The organism is Candidatus Merdisoma sp. JLR.KK006 (assembly GCF_036941035.1).
Taxonomy (GTDB): domain Bacteria; phylum Bacillota; class Clostridia; order Lachnospirales; family Lachnospiraceae; genus Laedolimicola.
On sequence record NZ_JAYMNS010000007.1, the window covers coordinates 76,444 to 98,400 of the forward strand.

Sequence of the window (21,957 nt, forward strand, 5' to 3'; positions counted from 1 at the left end):
TGGTTAATACATGAAGATATCATTTTATTGCATTTATTTTAACATTTTTTAAATTTATTTGTAAATGGGTAAAAAGGATTATCTGTCTATTAGATGATAAAAAGTGAAAGGATATGGGGAGGGCATTATTGACATGGGATAAAATTATGATTATGATGAAACATATTTGAAACCTGGACGTACGGAGCACTTCACTGAGGGACGAAGTTTTAATGAGGATATTAGATGGAACAATTTGATGAATGTCATACTAAAAATAAAAGGAGTTTCACATAATGGAAATGAATTTGACCATACGCCATACGGCTAATGCGGGGGTACTTATAAATATAGGAAGAAACAGCCTTGGGGTGGATCTTTTCAGCAGAGATCCGGAGGGCTTATATCCGGATACACCTGCGCAACTGAAGGCGGAGCTGCTGGATGAGATTGAGAGAGGGCACATAGAAGCGCTTTTGTTTACGCATGGTCATGGAGATCATTTCTGTCCGGAGGATGCAGCAGAGGCTTTAAAACGAAATCCGAATCTTGCGGTGATTTCCACGGATGAAGTAATAGGGCTGCTTCGAGCCGCCGCTCCTTTGGGAAAGCGGTTATATGCAGTTTCTTCAAAGGAAAAGGGCAATGTAAGAATACAGTTTCCGGAAGGTTCCCTGGAGCTTTTTAACAGCAGGCATATGGGTGAGGCTTATGCGGGAGTTCAGAATCTGGTTTTTATGCTGAATGTAAACGGAAAACAGATTGTAATTCCTGGGGATGCCTGGCCGGATCCGGAGCTGTTTGCACGAATTGGTGCATGGTCACCTAAGCCGGAGGTTTTCATTGCACCGTTTCCCCTTATTGGCTTGCCTTCCAACAGAAAGATGATTAAGAAATATCTAAAACCTGTGCACATTTTGGCATTGCATCTGCCCCGGCCGGAAATGGACGAGCAAAATTGGGCTGCCAGTGCGAAGTCGGTCTGTGAAAGAACGGAGGATGGACTTCCTATGCCTGATTTTGGCGAAATCCTTGGAAAAGAGTATCACTATTATTCCCATTTTCTTTGAAAAAGTCCTTGACATCAGGGATTTTTGTTACTATACTAATCTAGTGTGTGCGATTGCGCAGGCTTTCGTGCGCCATAAAGCCGACAGATGGCACAAGCAACCTAGCAGGGCCGGCAGCATGCCAGCCACTTATTACAGGAGGTGAAAGGAATGCCAACATTTAACCAGTTAGTCAGAAAAGGAAGACAGACCTCTGTGAAGAAGTCTACGGCTCCCGCTCTTCAGAAAGGATTCAACTCTCTGAAGAAGAAAGCTACGGATACATCCGCACCCCAGAAGCGCGGAGTATGTACAGCAGTAAAGACTGCCACACCGAAGAAGCCGAACTCAGCTCTTCGTAAGATTGCCAGAGTACGTCTTTCCAATGGTATTGAGGTAACAAGCTACATTCCGGGAGAGGGACATAACCTTCAGGAGCATAGCGTTGTTATGATTCGTGGAGGAAGAGTAAAGGATCTTCCCGGTACAAGATACCATATTATCCGGGGTACACTGGATACCGCAGGCGTAGCGAAGAGAAGACAGGCCCGTTCCAAGTACGGCGCCAAGAGACCGAAAGACGCTAAGAAGTAAATTCGGCTCAGAATTTGCAACAGGTAACACCTTGTAAATAGGAGCGCTTCTATTTACGAGAACAGAAGCTATGAAACGTTGGGCAGACAATAGAGTCTGCATGCCGGAATGACATATCACCCTTAATAGGTTGCGGGTTGTATATAGAGTTGCCGTGCACAACACAAATAGATTTGAAGTTACTGTGAGCATCCAATACCGTGAAGACTAACAGTACGTCTCGTGTTAACGAGACTGTGCATCGCAAAGCGGTTACTGGGAACGAAGTGGACAGTAACAGACACATGTGAGTACCTGAGAATTAAAGAGTGAATTTTATTGAGCTTTTTAGGTTCAATAAGCACGTATTAAGGAGGGAAGTATCGTGGCACGTAAAGGACATATCCAGAAGAGAGATGTATTAGCAGATCCGCTGTACAATAACAAGGTTGTCACCAAGCTTATCAACAACATCATGTTAGATGGTAAGAAAGGTGTGGCACAGAAGATTGTATACGGTGCATTTGCAAGAGTAGAGGCAAAGATGGAGAAGCCGGCTCTGGAAGTATTTGAGGAAGCTATGAACAACATCATGCCGATGCTGGAGGTAAAGGCAAGACGTATCGGTGGAGCTACCTACCAGGTACCTATCGAGGTTCGCCCGGACCGCCGTCAGGCCCTTGCGCTTCGCTGGCTGACCATGTTCTCCCGTAAGCGCGGTGAGAAGACCATGGAAGAGAGACTTGCAAATGAGATTATGGATGCAGCCAATAACACAGGCGCATCTGTGAAGAGAAAAGAAGACATGCACAAGATGGCAGAGGCCAACAAGGCATTTGCGCACTATCGGTTCTAACCGAAAGCAGCTTTGTGCTGTATGATTTGAGGAGGAAAATCCCGTGGCTGGAAGAGAATATCCATTGGAGAGAACCAGGAATATCGGAATCATGGCTCATATCGATGCAGGTAAGACCACATTGACCGAGCGTATTCTGTATTACACTGGTGTAAACTATAAGATCGGAGATACCCATGAAGGTACTGCTACCATGGACTGGATGGAGCAGGAGCAGGAACGTGGTATCACCATCACTTCCGCAGCTACAACCTGTCACTGGACCCATCAGGAGAACTGCAAGCCCCAGGAGGGAGCTTTGGAGCATCGTATCAATATCATTGATACCCCGGGTCACGTTGACTTTACGGTTGAGGTAGAGCGTTCCCTTCGTGTACTGGACGGCGCCGTAGGCGTGTTCTGTGCGAAGGGTGGTGTTGAGCCTCAGTCTGAGAACGTTTGGCGTCAGGCTGACACCTACAATGTACCCCGTATGGCATTCATCAATAAGATGGATATCCTGGGTGCAGATTTCTACAATGCGGTAGATATGATTAAGACAAGACTTGGAAAGAATGCCATCTGCATTCAGCTTCCGATTGGTAAGGAAGACGAATTCAAGGGAATTATTGATTTATTTGAGATGAAAGCCTACATCTATAATGATGAAAAGGGCGAGGACATTTCCATCGTTGACATTCCGGATGATATGAAGGATGATGCCGAGCTGTATCGTTCGGAGCTGGTAGAGAAGATCTGTGATCTGGATGATGAACTGATGATGGAATATCTGGAAGGAAATGAGCCGTCTGTTGAGGCGATGAAGAAGGTTCTGAGAAAGGCTACCTGCGAGTGTACGGCAGTTCCCGTATGCTGCGGTACCGCTTATCGGAACAAGGGCGTTCAGAAGCTTCTGGATGCGGTTCTTGATTATATGCCGGCTCCTACGGACATTGCGTCTATTAAGGGAACGGATATGGAGGGCAATGAGATTGAGCGTCATTCTTCTGACGAAGAGCCTTTCTCCGCACTGGCATTTAAGATTATGGCAGACCCATTTGTAGGTAAGCTTGCATTCTTCCGTGTATACTCCGGAACCATGAATTCCGGTTCCTATGTATATAATTCTACCAAACAGAAGAAAGAGCGTGTAGGACGTATCCTTCAGATGCACGCAAACAAGAGAGCGGAACTTGACAAGGTATATTCCGGAGACATCGCCGCAGCCGTAGGCTTTAAGTTTACGACCACAGGTGATACCATCTGTGATGAGCAGCACCCGGTAATCCTGGAGTCCATGGAGTTCCCGGAGCCGGTTATCGAGTTGGCTATTGAGCCAAAGACAAAGGCCGGTCAGGGCAAGATGGGCGAGGCTCTTGCAAAGCTTGCAGAGGAAGACCCGACATTCCGTGCTCATACGGATCCGGAGACTGGCCAGACCATTATTGCCGGTATGGGAGAGCTGCATCTTGAGATTATTGTTGACCGTCTTCTTCGGGAATACAAGGTTGAGGCAAATGTAGGTGCACCTCAGGTTGCTTACAAGGAGACCTTTACCAAGCCGGTGGATGTGGACAGCAAGTATGCAAAGCAGTCCGGCGGACGTGGACAGTATGGCCACTGTAAGGTACGATTCGAGCCCATGGATGCCAACGGAGAAGAGCTGTTTAAGTTCGATTCCCAGGTTGTGGGCGGTGCAATTCCCAAGGAATACATTCCTGCAGTCGGCGAGGGTATTGAGGAAGCGGCACAGTCTGGTATCTTGGGAGGATTCCCGGTACTTGGACTTCATGCAACCGTATACGACGGTTCCTACCATGAGGTAGACTCCAGTGAGATGGCATTCCACATTGCAGGTTCTCTTGCATTTAAGGAGGCTATGCAGAAAGGAAATCCGGTTCTTCTGGAGCCCATCATGAAAGTGGAAGTTACGACACCTGAGGATTACATGGGTGACGTTATCGGTGACATCAACAGCCGCCGGGGCCGCATCGAGGGTATGGACGATATCGGCGGAGGTAAGATGATACGTGGATATGTTCCACTGGCTGAGATGTTCGGATACTCTACGGACCTGCGTTCCAAGACTCAGGGACGTGGTAACTATTCCATGTTCTTCGAGAAATATGAGCAGGTACCCAAGAACATTCAGGAAAAGGTGCTTGCCGCAAAGAAATAAGCGTTTTTGCCTAAATTATGCTTGAAAAATAGGGCGCTTTGAAATATAATCAAAGATAGCCGAGTTTATCTAAGAAACGAAACAAATAATTATGAAAAATGCCGCAAGGCGTATGAATTAAGGAGGACATTCAAAATGGCTAAAGCTAAATTTGAAAGAAACAAACCCCATTGTAATATCGGAACCATTGGTCACGTTGACCATGGTAAGACTACTCTGACCGCTGCTATCACAAAGGTGCTTTCCGAGAGAGTTGCCGGTAACACCGCTACTGATTTCGAGAACATTGACAAGGCTCCGGAAGAGAGAGAGCGTGGAATTACTATTTCTACCGCACACGTTGAGTATGAGACTGAGAACAGACACTATGCACATGTTGACTGCCCGGGCCATGCTGACTATGTAAAGAACATGATCACCGGTGCTGCTCAGATGGACGGCGCTATCCTGGTAGTTGCTGCTACTGACGGTGTTATGGCTCAGACAAAGGAGCACATTCTTCTGTCCCGTCAGGTAGGTGTTCCCTACATCGTAGTATTCCTGAACAAGTGCGATGCTATGGATGATGAGGAGTTGATTGAGCTGACTGAGATGGAGATCACAGAGCAGCTTGAGGAGTATGAGTTCACAGATTGCCCGATCATTAAGGGTTCCGCTTTGAAGGCTCTGGAAGATCCTTCAGGAGAGTGGGGCGACAAGATCATGGAGCTGATGAAGACTGTAGACGAGTATATTCCGGATCCCCAGCGTGCAACCGATCAGCCGTTCCTGATGCCTGTAGAGGACGTATTCACCATTACCGGTCGTGGTACTGTTGCTACCGGCCGTGTTGAGCGTGGCGTGCTTCATGTAAATGAGGAAGTTGAGATTATCGGTATTAAGGAAGAAACACGTAAGACTGTTGTAACTGGTATCGAGATGTTCCGTAAGCTTCTTGACGAGGCTCAGGCTGGTGACAATATCGGTGCACTGCTTCGTGGTGTTCAGAGAACCGAGATCGAAAGAGGTCAGGTTATTGCAAAGCCCGGCAGCGTTACCTGCCATACAAAATTTACCGCTCAGGTATACGTACTGACCAAGGATGAGGGTGGCCGTCATACACCGTTCTTCAACAACTATCGTCCGCAGTTCTACTTCAGAACAACTGACGTTACCGGTGTCTGCAATCTGCCCGCTGGTACAGAGATGTGCATGCCTGGCGATAACGTAGAGATGACCATCGAGCTGATTCATCCTATCGCTATGGAGCAGGGTCTTACTTTTGCTATTCGTGAGGGCGGTAGGACTGTTGGTTCAGGCCGTGTAGCTACAATCATTGAGTAATCTTTAGATTAGAGCCAAATAAGTAAAATAAGCACCGCAATCCTTTGGGAAATCAAAGGATTGCGGTTTCTTAATTTCTAAAAATAATGGCGAAGAAAAGGAAAAGCCGCAAGTATATCTTTTGGCGTAGAGTATGCTTCAAAGTTTTCCCGGCTCTCATTTAATGAAGTAAGGAATTGTCACATATCCACATTATATATAAATGTCATTTTTCATTCCCATAAAATTTTACGTAAAGATTTTTATGGATTATAACTTGAAAAAGTTCGCAATAACGAATAGAATTGTACTTATAGGAGTGTTTAAAATGAGTGGTTATATATCAGTTGCAGAAATTGCAGAAAGATGGCAGTTGACAGCGAGACGAGTTCAAGTATTGTGTAACCAGCAAAGAATACAAGGCGCAATAAAGCAAAGTGGAATATGGCTGATTCCATTTGATGCTAAAAAGCCTGAGCGTATGCTGGCCGGCAAAAAGAATCCGATAAAACAAAAGAGATTAAATTTGTTATCGCTTTTCTCGGGATGTGGAGGAATTGATTTAGGATTTGAAGGCGATTTTAATGTATTGCGTAAATCCGTAAATCCAATGGTTAACAGTAATTGGGAAATAAGAGAGGTTGATAAAAACTGGGTAAAGATAGGGAAGACAAGATTTCACACTATATTTGCAAACGACATAAAGCCAGAGGCCAAAGCAGCCTGGACAAATTATTTTGGAAAACGTGGAATTGATGCAGAAAATTATTATCTTGATAGTATTGTGGATTTGGTAAAATTGCAGAAGGAGAATAAAATTAATATTTTTCCTGCAGGCATAGATGTTTTGGTTGGAGGATTCCCGTGTCAGGATTTTTCTGTTGCAGGTAAAAGGATGGGATTTGAGTCAAATAAGGGACATGACGGACAGAAGATAAAAGCGGAAGAACCGACTGTTGAAAATAGAGGTCAGCTTTATATGTGGATGCGAGAGGTCATTGGCATAACAAAACCGAAGGTTTTTGTGGCGGAAAACGTCAAAGGACTTACAAATCTCAAAGATGCAAAGGAAGTAATAGAGAAAGATTTTTCATCTGTTTGTAATGGAGGATATTTGGTGGTTCCGGCCCAAGTGCTTAATGCAGCTAATTATGGTGTTCCGCAGGGGAGAGAAAGGGTAATCTTTTTCGGATTTAAAAAGTCTGCTTTGACACCAAAAGCATTAGAAGAATTAGCAAAAGAAGAATTATCGGTGGAATATACTCCGTATCCGAAGATTACACATTATTTGCCTAATGAAACACCAGTAGAACAACTGGCGAAATTTGTGACAGTAAAGGATGCTCTTGTAGGCTTAGTTGAACCGGAAAAGTCTAATGATTTAAGCCATCAAAAATATTCAAAGGCAAAATATATGGGGAAGCACTGCCAAGGACAGCAGGAAGTTCGATTGAACGGTATTGGTCCCACTATTCGTTCAGAACATCATGGAAATATAGAATTTCGAAGATTGTCCGAAGAGCATGGAGGGAAATACAAAAAAGAACTTTCTAATGGATTAAAAGAGCGCAGATTAAGTGTGAGAGAGTGTGCAAGAATTCAAACTTTTCCGGATGACTACGAATTTGTGATATCGGCAAAAAATGGCAGCAAATCCGTATCAGGATCAGAAGCCTATAAGATTATAGGGAATGCCGTACCTCCGTTATTAGGATATCATATTGCTAAAAGGCTGGAAGATAACTGGGAATTATACTTTGGAGAGGAAAAGAAAAGTGATAATATCAACGAATAAAGAACCGTCATTAGAAGAATTTGAGAAGCTTTGTAAAAAAGCTTGTCAATTGATGAACGAAAAGGCATACCGGGAGCCGGATTATTATTTGAAAAAAGGTGGGCAAAAATTAGAAAGAGAAGTAAAAGAGGAATTAGAGAATGCTGCGAAAGGAACAAATTTTGAAGGAACCATTCAGATTATAAGCGGGCAGAGATTCCCGGATATTGTGGCTGCAAAATATTATGGTGTTGAAGTCAAATCCACGAAAGAAGATAGATGGACGTTAATTGGAGGGAGCGTTGCAGAAGGGACGAGGGTAGAAGACGTTGAACATATTTTCTTCTTGTTTGGAAAATTACATAAGCCGGTAGAATTTAGAACAAGAAGATATGAAAAATGCCTTTGTGATATTGCGGTAACACATAGTCCTAGATATAAAATAGATATGAATCTTCCAGAAGGAGAGACTATTTTTGATAAGATGGGTATATCATACGATGAGATGCGGAAATTGCAAAATCCTATTCGGCCAGTAGTGGAATACTTTAAGTCTACCCTGAAAGCAGGTGAATCCTTATGGTGGGTTAATGGAGAAGATGCTGCTTCAGCAGCAGTACCCGCTAAGATTAGAATGTGGAAAACCTTGCCAAAAGAGGAGAGAGAAGAATTAGTTGCACAGGGATTTGCATTATTTCCGGAATTATTCAGTGATAGCAGAAATAAATATGAACGTTTTACGCTCTGGTTAGTTGCAAATCATGGTGTTGTATCATCGTCTATGAGGGACCCGTTTTCTGCGGGTGGACAATTTGATTTGGATGTCAATGGTGTCCATTATGAGAAGTTGCCACAGAAGTATATTCAACTTTTTTTCTACAAAGATAAGGTTGAAGATACAATATTGAAAATTGGAGAGGATGTATTATGTGCCACATGGGGAACGGAAAAGACAGGATTTGAACATCGAATGAAAACGTGGATGGAATTAGTCTCAAAATATGCTGAAAAAGAAAAGTTTAATGTATCGGAGTTTTTGAAAGATATGTTTGAATCAGATAATGAATAAGAATTTGATGCGAAAAGAAGTGGTAGTTTGTTTAGAATACTACAAGGAAGAACGGTAGTTATTTTAACAAGGAAACTGCAATCTCTGAGCAATCCAGGCGGTGATGAACATGGACGTATTGAATAAAGAGCAACGCCATAAAGCTATGAGCCATATAAAGAGCAAAGATACAAGGATAGAATTAGCCCTAAGAAAGGAATTATGGTCTAAAGGGTATCGATATAGAAAAAATTACAAAGCATTGCCGGGGACTCCGGATATTGTTCTGACAAAGTACAAGATTGTCATCTTTTGTGATGGAGAACTATTCCATGGTAATAATTGGCAGGTTTTGCGTCCGAAACTTTTAAAAGGGAATAATCCGGAATATTGGGTGAAGAAAATAGAAAGAAACATGAAGCGTGACAGAGAAAATGATAAGAAACTCCTGTTTATGGGATGGACAGTAATTCGATTTTGGGGAAATGATATTTTAAAAAAACCGGAACAGTGCGTAAAAGTAATAGAAGAAGTTATTTTTGATCACTTAATTGATGACTGTATAGAATTATAGATTAAAAAATTCAGCCATTGTGTAATCAGATCAAAAATAGGGCTGAAGCACTATATTAGTGCAACAGCCCCAAGAATAACTAAAATCACAACTGCCCCTCCATCCAGGCATCCATCCTCCCCTCAATAATCTCAAACTGAGCAGGCCCCAGTTCCAGCAAGAAGGTGTGGAATTCCTTTAAATCAAACTTATCCCCCAGTGTATCTTCCGCCTTCTCCCGAAGTTCCATAAACTCCAAATACCCTTGATAGTAGGCCAGATAAAGTGCAGGCTCTTCTACCAGAATTTCATAGATCTCCCGAGTTGTATCCTCGTCAATCCCCAGAAAGTTTTGTGTATCCTCAAATGTCCAACCCTCATAATTGATTCCGATATCAGCCAGACAGTAAAGAGCAAGGGAATAAGTCTTGTTCAATTCATTCAGCCGAACCATACCCTCGTCAATGCCAGCCAACTGATAGGCATACATCTCGGCATAAGTTCCCCAGCCTTCCGCATAACCAGAGAAGCCGAAAAGCTTGCGAATGGCAGAGGGCTGCTGTCCATAAAAATAAGTGGTCTGAAACAGATGTCCCGGGAATCCTTCATGGGCCAGAGTGACGAACTGTTCAATATCATCACTGGAATGGGCACTGTTAATATAAATTACATTATTTTCCAGATAATCAATAGGGGGAAGAATATAGTAAGCAGGATTCATATACTCTTCCATAGAGTCCGGAACATAATTCACCTCAAAAGGCAGTTCATCCGGTATAGGAAAGTCTTTGGCAATTCCCTCCTTTAAAAGATTCAGTACTTCATAGGGATCAGCAAGATCCACTGGGCACTCCATCATTGCATCAAAGGTTTCATCATCAAGAGACATATCCCACACAGAAGCCAGATCCTCCTGCATCTTATTCAAAATCATTTCCTCGATTTCCTCAACCGATTTATCAGAGCCGGTAGAATCCCGTACAAGGAGTTCGTAAAAATCTCTGCCATTTTCAAAATAGTAAAGTCCGGCATCATTAACAGCAGAACCTTTCAGGTTCTCCAACTCTTCCACCAAATAGCCATAGGCAGGAATAACCGTGTCTTTTATCAAGCGTTCATTTTCCGCCCGGTATGCAGCCTTGTCTTCATCTTTTATAAAATTCGCTTCATCAAGGCGGAGATTAAAGCTGTCAATCAGGTAATGGGTCTCCGGATTGGCCATAAACTGTTGGCACTGATCGATGACTTTATCAGCTTCAAAGTCCGGCATGAAAAAGCCTGCTTCCGCTTGTTCCTGCTCAAAAGCCATCAAATCCGCAAAATAATCTGGAAAGAGAAGCAAAGCATCCAGATAATCTTCCACATCCCGCTCCTTATAAAACTTATATTCTGCCAGCAGAGTGGGGAGATATGACTGTATGCCGTTGGTGGGTGACATATAATCATAATATAACCGATAATCCTTCGCTTTCAGATTATCCTCCGCATAAGTATTTAAAATATCATAGGTTAGCTTCTGCTCATCAGTCAGAAGCTCATAATCAAAATTTTTCAGAGCTTCCAGTGTATCCTCAAGTTCTTCCCAGGATTCGTCCTCATATTCTTTGGAAAAACTGCCGAAGGATACTTCGTAATCTTCAATCCCATAATTCTCAGGAAAGGCTACAGACCAGTGAAGATTTAAAATATTTTCTGTCATATCAGAAGCGAAAATCTCATCGGTGAAGGCATCGAAATCTGCCTGTATCTGTTCTGCATTTTTCCTGGGCTTGCAGGCGGACATAGAGAAGATAAATGATGCGGCGAGAAACAGAGCCGTCAGACGCTTGAAAGAGATTCGTGCAATTTTGCTCATAGATTAAAACTCCCTTCTACTAACTAAAAACTATCACATTTTGCTTTAAAATCGGGTTTAAATATCTTCGGATTCCGGCACGCGGGGAAGGGTAAAGATAAATTCCGTTCCAACCCCTTCGGTAGAAATGGCATTGATATGTTCCCCGTGAGAAGCAACTATTTCCTTTACAATGGACAGCCCCAGTCCGGTTCCTCTCTTATCCCTGCCCCTAGAGGCATCTGTCTTGTAAAAGCGTTCCCAGATCTTTTTCATACTGTCCTTAGGAATGCCGATGCCCTCATCCTTTACAGAAATAAAGACCTTTTCGTGGCGCAGAGTGGTTTCGATTGTAATTACTGAGTCATTGGGACTGAACTTAATAGCATTGTCAAGCAGATTGTACATAACCTGCTGAATCTTGCCCATATCTGCCGACACATACTGCTGCTTGGCATCAAAAAGGAGTTCAATAGTAATGCGGCGGTCACGGCATTGCCCTTCAAAGGAAGATACTGTATTTTTGATAACACCGTTAATATCGAAACTGGTAATATCGAGCCTGTTTCGCTTGGTATCAAAGGAATTTAAGGCCAACAGTCCGGTCGTCAGCTTGTTCAGCCGTTCCGTTTCCATAAGGACAATATTCAGATATTTTTCCTGCATTTCCGGCGGAATGGTGCCATCCAGCATGGCTTCCACATACCCCTTAATGGAAGTGAGTGGAGAGCGGAAGTCATGGGAAATATTTGCTACAAATTTTTTCTGATATTCATCCATTTCCCCTAATTCATGAGACATGTAATTCAGCGTATCCGCCAGCTGACCGATTTCGTCCTCTTCATAGATTTCAAGAGCGTACTTGAAATTTCCCTGGGCATACTGCCGGGCGGCTTCCGTGATTTTCATAAGAGGCCGATATACCGTAAAGGTGAAAACAGCCAGCACCAGAAGCGAGAGAAGAAAAACCAGAAGGACTGTCAGATAGGTGATATTTAAAAGCTGATCCCGTTCCCCCTCGATGGAGGACAGGGGAGTATGTATCAGTACATACCCCCGGGTTCGGAAATTGTAGGTAATGGGAGCTGCTACAGAAAGAACTTCCTCATCAAAGGTATCATAGAAATTTCCCACAATGTAGTAGCGGTTTCCCATGTCTGTAGGGTCAAAGGCACTTATAACAGGAGATGGATTTTCCGTAAAAGAAACATCTGAATCTACCAGAATCGTGCCGTCGGAATTCAAAAGCCAGATAGAAGCCCCAAGATAGATATCCAGAGCCTGGAACTGGGAGTGAATGGATCGCAGGGAATCTGCGTCCTGGCTTTGAGAGTAGTAGCTCCGCACAAAATTGGTGGAAATGTAGTTGGCCTCTTTGTACAAGTTCTCTGCCCTCTGGGCGGTCAGGTGATTCAGGGTCATCTGAGAGCTGAAAGTAGCAATGACAAAGAAGCTTAAGAAGCCAAATACAACATAGGTCAATATGAATTTTAAATAGAGGGAGTGTTTCATAAAATATTTATCCCCTGACTTCAAATTTGTAGCCGATGCCCCATACTGTTGAAAGGCTCCAGTTCGGATGATCCTTAATCTTTTCTCGGAGACGTTTAATATGTACATCTACAGTACGGGTATCTCCAATATATTCATAACCCCAGATGTGATCCAGAAGCTGCTCTCTGGTAAATACCTGATTGGGCGAGGAAGCAAGGAAGTAAAGCAATTCCAGCTCCTTTGGAGGCATATCCACAGGCGAACCCTGATAAAGCACAGAGTAATTGGTTTGATTGATGACCAGATCCGGATATTCCGCTACTTTGGCCGAGGACTTGGGCGGCTCCTGCTTGGTTGGCTGATAACGGCGCAGCACCGCCTTTACTCTGGCCACCAGTTCTTTGGAGTCAAAGGGTTTGATAATATAGTCATCGGCTCCCAGCTCCAGTCCCAGTACCTTGTCAAAGACCTCTCCCTTAGCAGAAAGCATAATAATGGGAGTTGCTGATTTTGCCCGGATCTCCCGGCAGACCTGATAGCCGTCAATGCCGGGAAGCATCAGATCCAGAAGGATCAGATTTGGCTGAAAGGTATCAAATACGGCCAGGGCTTCCTCTCCGTCATGAACCATCATAGTTTCGAAGCATTCCTTTGTCAGATACAGGGAAATCAGCTCCGCAATATTCGTATCATCATCTACAATGAGAATTTTCAATTTTGCTACCATAATAAATTGCTCTCCTTACTTAAATTCCGCAATGGTGACGCCGGCGTCCCCTTCCCCGAATTCTCCTAAACGGAATGATTTTACATATTTGCAGCGTTTCAAATGGCTATGAACTGCTTTTCTCAGGGCACCTGTTCCCTTGCCGTGAACAATACGCACAGAAGGCAGGTGTGCCAGGGAAGCATCATCCAGATACTTGTCTAAATGAGCCAGAGCCTCGTCTACCGTCATGCCGATTAGGTTAATCTCTGTACTGACGCTGGCAGATTTGCTCATCTTAATCTTGCCTGTGCCGCTTTTGCTGAAATTTTTTCCGGTAATGACTGGTTCATCTATAAGCTCCAGATCGGAAATATTGACCTGAGAACGCAGAATACCCATCTGCACGAAAAGATTTCCCCTTGCATCCGGCAGAGAAGAAACAGATCCCTCCAAATTCAGGCTTAAAACGCGGACAGAATCCCCCAGATGCAAAGCGGATGGCTTCAACGGCTTCTTGGGAGCCTGCTCCTTTTTGAGAGAAAGCTTTTCTTCGGTTTTCTGAATGCGCTCACGAAGCCTTGAGCGTTCCGCTTCCATTTCACTCACAGAAATATTAGACTTGCCGAACTTGTGGAAATCCTTCATGGTTTGATCTGCATAGGCCTTAGCTTCTTGGAGAATTTTCCGAGCCTGTTCGTTGGCTTCCCGTAAGATGCGCGCTCTCTGATCTTCTAGCTTTTCCTGCTTCTTTTCCAGAGCGGTCCGCAGACGGGCAATCTCTTCCTTATGAAGACGGATTTCTTCCTGTTCCTGAATACTGGTTCTGCGGCTTGCCTCCAGATCCGCCAGCAGATCCTCAAAGCTTTCGCTTTGTTCACTCAAATGAGTTCTGGCCTCATCAATCAAAAAGGATGGGAGTCCCAGCTTGGAGGAAATAGCAAAAGCGTTGCTTTTGCCGGGAATCCCGATTAACAGCCGATAGGTGGGGCTTAGGGTATCTACATTAAATTCACAGGAGGCATTCTCCACCCCAGGGGTAGAAAGAGCAAACACCTTCAGCTCACTGTAATGGGTAGTGGCCATAGTCCGGATCCCCATTTTGTGCAGGTGAGAGAGAATGGAAATGGCAAGAGCCGCCCCTTCGGTAGGATCGGTTCCGGCACAGAGCTCGTCAAAGAGCACCAGTGAGTTCAGGGAGGCATCCTTCAGAATCCGGATAATATTGGTCATATGGGAGGAGAAGGTACTTAAGGACTGCTCAATGCTCTGCTCATCACCAATATCTGCATACACATCCTCAAATAAAGCTAGCTCTGAATGAGGAGCAGCAGGAATCTGGAGCCCAGCCTGCCCCATAAGGGTTAAAAGACCTACTGTTTTTAGGGATACGGTTTTACCTCCGGTGTTGGGACCGGTTACAATGAGAAGATCGAAGTCTTTTCCAAGCCGGATGGTTACAGGAACTACCTGCTTGGCATCCAAAAGGGGATGACGACCTTCTTTGATGTGGATTCGTCCCTTAGTATTGAAGCTTGGCCGGGAAGCCTTCATTCCTTTGGCAAGGGCAGCCTTGGCAAAGATAAAATCCAGTTCGGTTAAAAGTTCATAATTTTGTAGAATGGCTTCCGTAGAGGAAGCCGCTTCCTCGCTTAAGTGCTCCAGCACATGTTCAATCTCTTCCTGTTCCTTTAAATACAGCTCCTTCAGATCGTTGTTCAGTTTTACAACGGCCATAGGCTCTACAAAAAGGGTAGAGCCAGTAGAAGATTGATCGTGTATCATGCCAGGAACCTGACTGCGGTATTCGGCTCGCACAGGAACACAGTAGCGGCCGTTTCGCTGAGTGATTACAGCATCCTGTAAATAACTGCGTGAAGAACCATTGATCATTCCCGACAGGGTAGAATGGATTCGTCCATTGGCGGTCTGAATGCCCTTGCGGACTTGGCGCAGACCTGGGCTGGCATCATCGCTGATCTCATCTTCGGACAGAATGCAGCGCCGGATTTCTGTGGATAAGGGGCTGCATGGTTCAAGAGCCGAAAAAAGCGGATCCAGACTGTCTTCAAGTTCTTCCTCCGTCTCGGCACTGCGGGCATACCGCTTAACCCGTCCGGCAGTCTCAAGAAGGCTGCATACCTTAAGAAGCTCCATGATATTTAAGGAGCCGCCAATCTCCAGCCGTTTTAACGAAGCTCGTACGTCCTGCGTGCCGGAAAAGGAGACGCTTCCCTTTCTATATAAGCGTCTCAATGCATCATCTGTTTCCATCTGGGCATTCTGAATCTCATCCAGACGGTGTCCGGGCACGAGAGACAGGCATCGCTCCCGTCCGCCGGGACTTCCGGCAAGGAGGGATAATTGTTCTATGATTTTGTCGTATTCTAATGTTTTTAATGCTTTCTCGTTCATGTATTCTATTTTACCCTACTTTTGTCGGAAAAGAAAGGGGTTTTTCGCCTTCGGAAAATCTGGACAGAAAAGGCAAAATGTATTAAAATAAAAGATAGTTTACGGCAGTCAGCAGATTCGACAGTTATGGAGGAATCTTATGGCAGAAGAAAAGAATCGGGATGAAGAGGAATTTTCCTTTGTGAAGGAGAAGATTAAGCGTCAGCATTTTTATCAGAATAAGACCTTTCGCAAGATAGTATTTCAGCTTGTTCTGGCGATTGTGTGCGGGGCTGTTGCCTGCTTTGTCTTTGTGATATCTCTCCCGTGGATGGAAGACCATTTTCATGAGGAAGAGCGTCAGGAGATCAGCTTTCCCCGTGAGGAAGAAGAGGATGAGCCTGCAGATATACCGCAGGAGCCAGTACAGACGCCGCAGGAGACTATTGTCATTACAGAATCTGTGGAACTGGAGCTGGATGATTATCAAAAGCTATATGCAAAGTTGAAGAATGTGGCAGATGAGTGTGCCAAGAGCCTGGTTACAGTAACAGCGGCCAGCAACGATACAGATTGGTTTAATGAGACTTATGAGAGCCAGGAACGAACCAGCGGACTTTTGGTGGGGAATAATGGAGTGGAGCTGTTGGTTCTTACAATTTATTCTCGGGTACAGTCTGCCGATCAACTGCAGGTGACACTGGTAAATTACTCAACCATGGATGCAGTGCTGAAGAATTACGACACAGTGACAGATCTGGCTGTTCTCAGCGTTAATCTTGCAGATTTGCCGGAGGGAGCCATGGATCAGATTCAGATGGCGAACCTGGGCAGTTCCAGAAGTATGAGGGCGGGTGATCCGGTGATCGCAGTGGGAAGGCCGGCGGGCGTGTCCGGATCGGTTTTGTATGGCAATCTGGTTTCTTCCGGGTATACAGTCAGTGTTATTGATGGGGAATATGATTTGCTTCTTACGAATATGCAGAGAGCTTCTGAGAGCAGCGGCGTGCTGGTGAATCTGGAGGGACAGATTGTAGGGCTGCTTGAGCAGAGTTATCGGGATCCAGGCAGTCGGGATACTCTGACTGCTTACGGAATCTCTGGTGTTAAGGATGTGATTGAGCATCTTTCCAACAGTCAGGATCTGGTATATATCGGAATTATGGGAGCGGATGTGACACAGGAGACAGCTCAGGTCCAGTCCATTCCCAAGGGCGTCTATATAACAAGTGTGGAGATGAATTCTCCTGCCATGGATGCAGGGATTCAGCAGGGCGATGTGATTATAGAGATCAATGGGCAGACGATCAACAGTATTTCGGAGATTCAGGAGATGTTGCTGAAGTTCTCAAGAGAGCAGATGATTCAGGTTCTTGTCATGCGTCTAGGAAAAGAAGGCTATAAAGAGATCTCTTGCAGTGTTGTGCTGGAGCGTTTATAAAAGGAGCTATATGAGGAGGGCATTATGAAATATGTTGAAAGCTTTCGGGAGGGGGATCGGATTTCCGGTGTGTACCTCTGTAAATATAAACAGTCTGCTGTGACAAAGAACGGCAAAACTTATGAAAATCTGATTATGCAGGACAAAACAGGCACCATAGATTCCAAGATTTGGGATCCCAATTCTCAGGGAATTGAGGATTTTGATGCTTTGGATTATGTGGATATTATGGCAGAGGTTACCAGTTTTCAGGGAACACTGCAGCTCAATATTAAGCGTGCCAGAAGAGCCAGAGAAAGTGAATATCAGGCTGCGGACTATCTTCCGGTCAGTGACAGGGATATTGAAGTGATGTATCGTGAGCTGCTGGAGTTTGCAGAACAGGTACAGGAGCCCCATCTGCGGATGCTGCTGCAAGAGTTTTTTGTGAAGGATAGGGAATTTATCAAAGCATTTAAGTTCCATTCAGCAGCAAAAAGTGTCCATCACAGCTTTGTGGGCGGACTTTTGGAGCATACCTTAAGTGTGTGCAAGCTTTGCCGATATTATGTAGAAGCATATCCTATTTTGAATCGGGATCTGCTTTATGCGGCAGCTATGTGTCATGATATCGGCAAAGTCTATGAGCTGTCAGATTTTCCGGAAAATGATTATACGGATGAGGGGCAGCTTTTGGGGCATATTGCTATGGGAAGCGAGATGGTGGGGGAACGGGCACACCAGATTCCCGGATTTCCAAAAAAACTGGAGCATGAGCTGAAGCATTGCATTTTGGCTCATCATGGGGAACTGGAATATGGATCTCCCAAAAAGCCGGCTTTGATAGAAGCGGTTGCTTTGAATATGGCAGATAATACAGATGCCAAGATGGAGACTTTGAAGGAGATCTTTAAATCAGCAGGCAATAGTCAGGAGTGGCTTGGCTATAATCGACTGTTTGAATCCAATATTCGCAGAAGCTCCCAGTATATTGGATTGCAGCCGAATAATCTCCAGTAAGTTTTGGGAGGGAAATCCTCATGGATTGGAGCATGGCATGAAAAAGAATGATTTACTTACTCTTAAGATAACGGGAATGGGAAACGAGGGGGAAGGCATCGGAAAGGTGGATGGCTTTCCTTTGTTCATTAAGGATGCCTTGCCGGGAGACGTGATACAGGCCAAGGTGCTTAAGGTGAAAAAGACCTACGGATATGCCCGGCTTATGGAGATTCTAACCCCGTCCCCGGAACGGATTGAGCCGTTGTGCCCTTTGCACCGCTCCTGCGGTGGTTGCCAGATACAGGCTCTCTCTTATGAGAAGCAATTGAAATTTAAATGGGAAAAGGTGCAGGGCCAATTGATCCGAATCGGCGGTTTTGCGGATCCGCCCCTGTTTCCGGTATTGGGGATGGATGAGCCATTTCATTACCGAAACAAGGCTCAGTTTCCCTTTGGGCGGGATCGGGATGGAAGGACTGTAACCGGCTTTTATGCCAGCAGAACTCACAGCATCATTTCCAATACGGACTGCATATTAGGGGTGCCGGAGAATCAGAAGATTTTGAAGATAATTTTGGATTTTATGGAGAAAGAGAAGATCGCACCTTATGATGAGATGTCAGGAGAGGGGCTGCTGCGGCATGTGCTGATTCGAAAGGGATTTGCTACAGGGGAATTGATGGTTTGTCTGATTATCAATGGCTACGAGATCCCGGCAGTGGAACGGCTAGCAGATTATCTTTTTGAGATTACGGGTATGACCAGTCTGACTTTGAATGTGAATCGGAAGAATACCAATGTGATTATGGGTGAGGATATTATTCTGGTACGAGGGCAGACTTTCATTACTGATCAGATTGGTTCTGTACAATATCAAATTTCGCCCTTATCCTTCTATCAGGTCAATCCAGTGCAGACGAAAAAGCTGTACGAGACAGCTTTGGATTATGCAGGTCTAACAGGAAGGGAGATTGTTTGGGATTTGTATTGCGGCATTGGAACTATTTCCCTTTTTTTAGCTCAGAGGGCTGGGAAGGTCTACGGGGTGGAGGTGGTTCCCCAGGCCGTGGATGATGCCAGAAAGAATGCACGGCTTAATGGCTTATCTAATGTGGAATTCTATTTGGGAAAGGCAGAGGAGGTTCTGCCAAAGCAGTATGGGAGGAACGGAATTCGGGCAGATGTGATTGTGGTGGATCCTCCAAGGAAGGGATGTGACAAGGCGTGCCTTGATACCATGATTTCTATGAAGCCGGAACGCATTGTCTATGTGAGCTGTGATTCGGCCACGCTGGCTCGGGATTTGAAGATTCTGTGTGAGGGCGGCTATGAACTAAAAGCAGTGCAGCCTGTAGATATGTTTCCTCAAACAGCCGGGGTTGAGAATGTAACGCTTCTAAATAGGAAGTAAGAGAGAAGAAAGGTAAAGGAGAGCGCCATGAATCGAGAGGAATTTCAGAAAAGGCTCGCAGAGCTTGGTGAGTTGGCCGGGAAAAATGGGAATCGTTTAACTGGAGATCAAGTGCGGGGATTTTTTGCTGCAATGGAACTGTCGGAGGAGCAATATGAGCTGATTTTTGCTTATCTGGCCTCTCGTCAGGTCATTGTGGAGGGCTATGTACCTGTGAAAACGGAAGAAGATAAGAAGCAGCAGGAAAAGCTGCCTCTGACAGAGGAAGAAGAGAGTTTTCTGAAAAGCTATCAGGCAGACCTTGAACAACTGAAACTTCTAGAAGAAGCCGAACTATTGGAGCTGTGCCGTCAAGTGGAAGAAACAGGTGATGAGCTTGCCAAAGCAAAACTGACAGAGCAGTTTTTGCCGGAGGTTCTGCGGTTGGCACATAACTTTCGGGGGAGGGAGGTACAGCTTGGGGATCTGGTTCAGGAAGGGAATGTCGGGCTGATGTTAGCTCTGGAAACTCTGGGAATGCGGCCTTCAAAAAGTCCTCCATTAGAGTATCTTCGAGACGAGATTTGTCAAGCGATTTCTCAGGCTGTGGAGGATGACCGAGCGGAAAAGGAAGCTGGCGGCCTTTTGGCAAATCGACTAAATGATTTGAGAGATGAGATTAAGAAATTAACAGATGAATTGGAACGAAAGGTTTCCATAGAGGAGCTTGCCGTGTATATGGATATGCCGGCAGAGGAAATTGAGAACTTGCTCAAGCTGGCAGGGGAAGCGCCGGAAGGCGGAGAAGAAAAAGAAGAATAAGATGCTTTGAGAAAGGGGTAAGAATACGAATGAAACGATTCGTAGGTATTATTGTAATCATTACATTGCTGCTTTCCGGGTGTTCCGGAAAAAAGGATGAGGGTATGAAGGAAGTAGAGTATACCACAGAGAGTGGAGAGACAGGCTGGATCTACCTGCCGGAATCCATGGAAGACACACCAGAGCAGGAACGGCCAATGGTACTGCTGCTTTGTGCGCCGGGCAAAAGCGCAAAAGACAAGCTTAAGGCGGCGGGGTGGTGGGAACAGGCCCAGGAAGCAGATTTTCTCGTGCTTATGCCAAAGTATAGAACTACAGAATCCTACAGTCAGACTGACAGACTGATGGAGTCGGTAAATTATGCCATAGGGAATTATCCAATAGATACCACTCGCATTTATGCTACAGGTTTTTCTAATGGAGGGGGAGCGGTTACTGCCTTGGTAAATGACTATCCCCAGGTCTTTGCGGCAATAAGCTGTATGAGCTGGATGATGCCGATTAAACATCTGAGTTCTCCTTATGAGATGCCATTTCAAATTATACAGGGCAGTGAGGATCTGACCTTGGAGATGGATTCTGGAGCCAAACGTGTCATAGATGATGAGGTATGGGGAATCGAGTCCCTGATGCGGTATAATCATCTTTTGGAGCATGGAGAAGCCAAGGATTTTGATAAGACGGAGTACTGGGGTTATGAGCCGGATGAGGTGGAAACGAGTACCATTGATGGGAAGACCTGGACTTTTAGCAATCATTATAAAGATGGCTATACGGTACCTTTTGGCCAGATGGTATTGATAGAGGGGGGCAAACATGAATTAAATAAGGATGAAGCCTTTGTTGCCTGGGAGTTCATGCGGCATTATACAAGGGGAGAGGATGGAGCTGTTATTGAAGCAGAATAATCCAGAATAAAAAAGGGCATCCCTTTTGTCATGTATGACATAAGGGATGTCCTTCTTTTTTGAAGCTTAGCCTACAACGATTACATTGGTTGCCTGGGGGCCACGATTGCCTTCCGTAATATCAAAAGTTACGGACTGTCCCTCTTCCAGTGTCTTGAATCCTTCGGCCACAATGCCGGAGAAGTGTACGAATACGTCCTCGCCAGTCTCGGAGTTGGTAATGAAACCATATCCTTTTGTGCCGTTGAACCATTTTACTGTACCTTTGTTCATTAAAAGATACCTCCTAATTTAAGTACTATTCCGCATATCTTCTCCGAGATAAAAAAACATGTCCCGTAAGCATCATGCATAGAATGATGACCTACAAAACATGTGAATCAAATTCATCAAAAATATACTTCAATGCACCACTTATACTAGCCTATCTTGAAGAAAATGTCAAGCAAAAATAATGGAATTTTGTGGGAATTTGTTATAAGTTTGATTTTATCCCAAAAAACTCCATCAAAAAGAGAAGTGCCGTTTTGCTACCCTTTTTTGCTGTTTTGTCTTACTGTAAAATGCATAAAAAAGATATAAAATAACAGTAAATTATAAATAAAATGACGATAGATGATAAATGCAGAATAAAAATATACGTCAAAAAGTACAAAGAAAAAGAAAAGAGTATACATATCGGGTACTGCAGGTAC

Annotated in this window: 18 protein-coding genes; 13 read left to right on the forward strand and 5 right to left on the reverse strand. The window is 44.6% G+C overall.

The annotated features are described in order from the left end of the window. Positions 1 to 275: 275 nt before the first annotated feature. From VSQ61_RS07970 to VSQ61_RS08005, 8 genes are all read left to right on the forward strand, one after another. Complete coding sequence (locus VSQ61_RS07970; protein WP_334343908.1) at positions 276 to 1,049, forward strand: MBL fold metallo-hydrolase; 774 nt, start codon at positions 276 to 278, stop codon at positions 1,047 to 1,049. A 150-nt stretch (positions 1,050 to 1,199) separates the two neighbouring features. After that, positions 1,200 to 1,622, forward strand: coding sequence for a 30S ribosomal protein S12 (gene rpsL / locus VSQ61_RS07975; protein WP_160569193.1), 423 nt, complete (start codon positions 1,200 to 1,202; stop codon positions 1,620 to 1,622). Between the two features lie 364 nt (positions 1,623 to 1,986). Continuing rightward, positions 1,987 to 2,457, forward strand: coding sequence for a 30S ribosomal protein S7 (rpsG, locus tag VSQ61_RS07980; RefSeq protein WP_334343909.1), 471 nt, complete (start codon positions 1,987 to 1,989; stop codon positions 2,455 to 2,457). A gap of 43 nt (positions 2,458 to 2,500) precedes the next feature. Then, complete coding sequence (gene fusA, locus VSQ61_RS07985) at positions 2,501 to 4,615, forward strand: elongation factor G (protein ID WP_334343910.1); 2,115 nt, start codon at positions 2,501 to 2,503, stop codon at positions 4,613 to 4,615. A gap of 135 nt (positions 4,616 to 4,750) precedes the next feature. Then, on the forward strand, positions 4,751 to 5,938 hold the full coding sequence (gene tuf, locus VSQ61_RS07990; RefSeq protein WP_172541055.1) for an elongation factor Tu: 1,188 nt from the start codon (positions 4,751 to 4,753) through the stop codon (positions 5,936 to 5,938). A 307-nt stretch (positions 5,939 to 6,245) separates the two neighbouring features. After that, positions 6,246 to 7,712 (forward strand): DNA cytosine methyltransferase, encoded by a 1,467-nt coding sequence (locus VSQ61_RS07995; protein ID WP_334343911.1) that lies wholly within the window; start codon positions 6,246 to 6,248, stop codon positions 7,710 to 7,712. Further along, on the forward strand, positions 7,693 to 8,760 hold the full coding sequence (locus VSQ61_RS08000; protein WP_334343912.1) for a hypothetical protein: 1,068 nt from the start codon (positions 7,693 to 7,695) through the stop codon (positions 8,758 to 8,760). Before VSQ61_RS07995 ends, VSQ61_RS08000 begins: the two co-directional genes overlap by 20 nt. 109 nt (positions 8,761 to 8,869) lie before the next feature. Next, a complete protein-coding gene (locus VSQ61_RS08005) occupies positions 8,870 to 9,313 on the forward strand; it encodes a very short patch repair endonuclease (RefSeq protein WP_334343913.1) in 444 nt (147 codons plus the stop codon). An 85-nt stretch (positions 9,314 to 9,398) separates the two neighbouring features. Here VSQ61_RS08005 and VSQ61_RS08010 read toward each other — a convergent pair whose 3' ends face one another. Genes VSQ61_RS08010 through VSQ61_RS08025 form a run of 4 tightly spaced genes read right to left on the reverse strand, consistent with a single transcriptional unit; the run spans position 9,399 to position 15,741 of the window. Further along, positions 9,399 to 11,147 carry a DUF885 domain-containing protein gene (locus VSQ61_RS08010; protein WP_334343914.1) on the reverse strand — a complete coding sequence of 583 codons (1,749 nt, stop codon included), beginning with the start codon at positions 11,145 to 11,147 and terminating at the stop codon, positions 9,399 to 9,401. A gap of 57 nt (positions 11,148 to 11,204) precedes the next feature. Further along, the gene (locus VSQ61_RS08015; RefSeq protein ID WP_334343915.1) at positions 11,205 to 12,638 is read right to left on the reverse strand and encodes a sensor histidine kinase; all 1,434 of its coding nucleotides are present in this window, start codon (positions 12,636 to 12,638) and stop codon (positions 11,205 to 11,207) included. A gap of 7 nt (positions 12,639 to 12,645) precedes the next feature. After that, entirely contained in the window at positions 12,646 to 13,347 is a 702-nt protein-coding gene (locus VSQ61_RS08020) for a response regulator (RefSeq protein ID WP_334343916.1), read from the reverse strand. Positions 13,348 to 13,362: 15 nt separating this feature from the next. Continuing rightward, positions 13,363 to 15,741 (reverse strand): endonuclease MutS2, encoded by a 2,379-nt coding sequence (locus VSQ61_RS08025; RefSeq protein WP_334343917.1) that lies wholly within the window; start codon positions 15,739 to 15,741, stop codon positions 13,363 to 13,365. Positions 15,742 to 15,880: 139 nt separating this feature from the next. On the opposite strand from VSQ61_RS08025, the gene VSQ61_RS08030 reads away from it, so the two are divergent. From VSQ61_RS08030 to VSQ61_RS08050, 5 genes are read left to right on the forward strand one after another with little or no spacing between them, the layout of a single operon-like run. Beyond that, the gene (locus VSQ61_RS08030; RefSeq protein ID WP_334343918.1) at positions 15,881 to 17,161 is read left to right on the forward strand and encodes a S1C family serine protease; all 1,281 of its coding nucleotides are present in this window, start codon (positions 15,881 to 15,883) and stop codon (positions 17,159 to 17,161) included. Positions 17,162 to 17,185: 24 nt separating this feature from the next. Further along, complete coding sequence (locus VSQ61_RS08035) at positions 17,186 to 18,160, forward strand: 3'-5' exoribonuclease YhaM family protein (protein WP_334343919.1); 975 nt, start codon at positions 17,186 to 17,188, stop codon at positions 18,158 to 18,160. Between the two features lie 37 nt (positions 18,161 to 18,197). Then, positions 18,198 to 19,553: a 23S rRNA (uracil(1939)-C(5))-methyltransferase RlmD gene (rlmD, locus tag VSQ61_RS08040; protein ID WP_334343920.1), complete on the forward strand. Its 1,356-nt coding sequence runs from the start codon at positions 18,198 to 18,200 to the stop codon at positions 19,551 to 19,553. A 27-nt stretch (positions 19,554 to 19,580) separates the two neighbouring features. After that, positions 19,581 to 20,354, forward strand: coding sequence for a sigma factor (locus tag VSQ61_RS08045; RefSeq protein WP_334343921.1), 774 nt, complete (start codon positions 19,581 to 19,583; stop codon positions 20,352 to 20,354). Between the two features lie 29 nt (positions 20,355 to 20,383). Beyond that, positions 20,384 to 21,262: a prolyl oligopeptidase family serine peptidase gene (locus VSQ61_RS08050; protein WP_334343922.1), complete on the forward strand. Its 879-nt coding sequence runs from the start codon at positions 20,384 to 20,386 to the stop codon at positions 21,260 to 21,262. Between the two features lie 66 nt (positions 21,263 to 21,328). Here VSQ61_RS08050 and VSQ61_RS08055 read toward each other — a convergent pair whose 3' ends face one another. Continuing rightward, entirely contained in the window at positions 21,329 to 21,535 is a 207-nt protein-coding gene (locus tag VSQ61_RS08055) for a cold-shock protein (RefSeq protein ID WP_334343923.1), read from the reverse strand. Between the last annotated feature and the right edge of the window lie 422 nt (positions 21,536 to 21,957).

What these genes read in the sequence shown, in the direction of transcription:
- rpsL (WP_160569193.1), top strand. Translation starts at nt 1,200, where the DNA reads ATGCCAACATTTAACCAGTTAGTCAGAAAAGGAAGACAGACCTCTGTG.
- VSQ61_RS08015 (WP_334343915.1), bottom strand. Translation starts at nt 12,638, where the DNA reads ATGAAACACTCCCTCTATTTAAAATTCATATTGACCTATGTTGTATTT.
- VSQ61_RS08020 (WP_334343916.1), bottom strand. Translation starts at nt 13,347, where the DNA reads ATGGTAGCAAAATTGAAAATTCTCATTGTAGATGATGATACGAATATT.
- tuf (WP_172541055.1), top strand. Translation starts at nt 4,751, where the DNA reads ATGGCTAAAGCTAAATTTGAAAGAAACAAACCCCATTGTAATATCGGA.
- VSQ61_RS08010 (WP_334343914.1), bottom strand. Translation starts at nt 11,147, where the DNA reads ATGAGCAAAATTGCACGAATCTCTTTCAAGCGTCTGACGGCTCTGTTT.
- VSQ61_RS07995 (WP_334343911.1), top strand. Translation starts at nt 6,246, where the DNA reads ATGAGTGGTTATATATCAGTTGCAGAAATTGCAGAAAGATGGCAGTTG.
- VSQ61_RS08035 (WP_334343919.1), top strand. Translation starts at nt 17,186, where the DNA reads ATGAAATATGTTGAAAGCTTTCGGGAGGGGGATCGGATTTCCGGTGTG.
- VSQ61_RS08005 (WP_334343913.1), top strand. Translation starts at nt 8,870, where the DNA reads ATGGACGTATTGAATAAAGAGCAACGCCATAAAGCTATGAGCCATATA.
- VSQ61_RS08055 (WP_334343923.1), bottom strand. Translation starts at nt 21,535, where the DNA reads ATGAACAAAGGTACAGTAAAATGGTTCAACGGCACAAAAGGATATGGT.
- VSQ61_RS08045 (WP_334343921.1), top strand. Translation starts at nt 19,581, where the DNA reads ATGAATCGAGAGGAATTTCAGAAAAGGCTCGCAGAGCTTGGTGAGTTG.
- rlmD (WP_334343920.1), top strand. Translation starts at nt 18,198, where the DNA reads ATGAAAAAGAATGATTTACTTACTCTTAAGATAACGGGAATGGGAAAC.
- VSQ61_RS08050 (WP_334343922.1), top strand. Translation starts at nt 20,384, where the DNA reads ATGAAACGATTCGTAGGTATTATTGTAATCATTACATTGCTGCTTTCC.
- VSQ61_RS08030 (WP_334343918.1), top strand. Translation starts at nt 15,881, where the DNA reads ATGGCAGAAGAAAAGAATCGGGATGAAGAGGAATTTTCCTTTGTGAAG.
- VSQ61_RS07970 (WP_334343908.1), top strand. Translation starts at nt 276, where the DNA reads ATGGAAATGAATTTGACCATACGCCATACGGCTAATGCGGGGGTACTT.
- VSQ61_RS08025 (WP_334343917.1), bottom strand. Translation starts at nt 15,741, where the DNA reads ATGAACGAGAAAGCATTAAAAACATTAGAATACGACAAAATCATAGAA.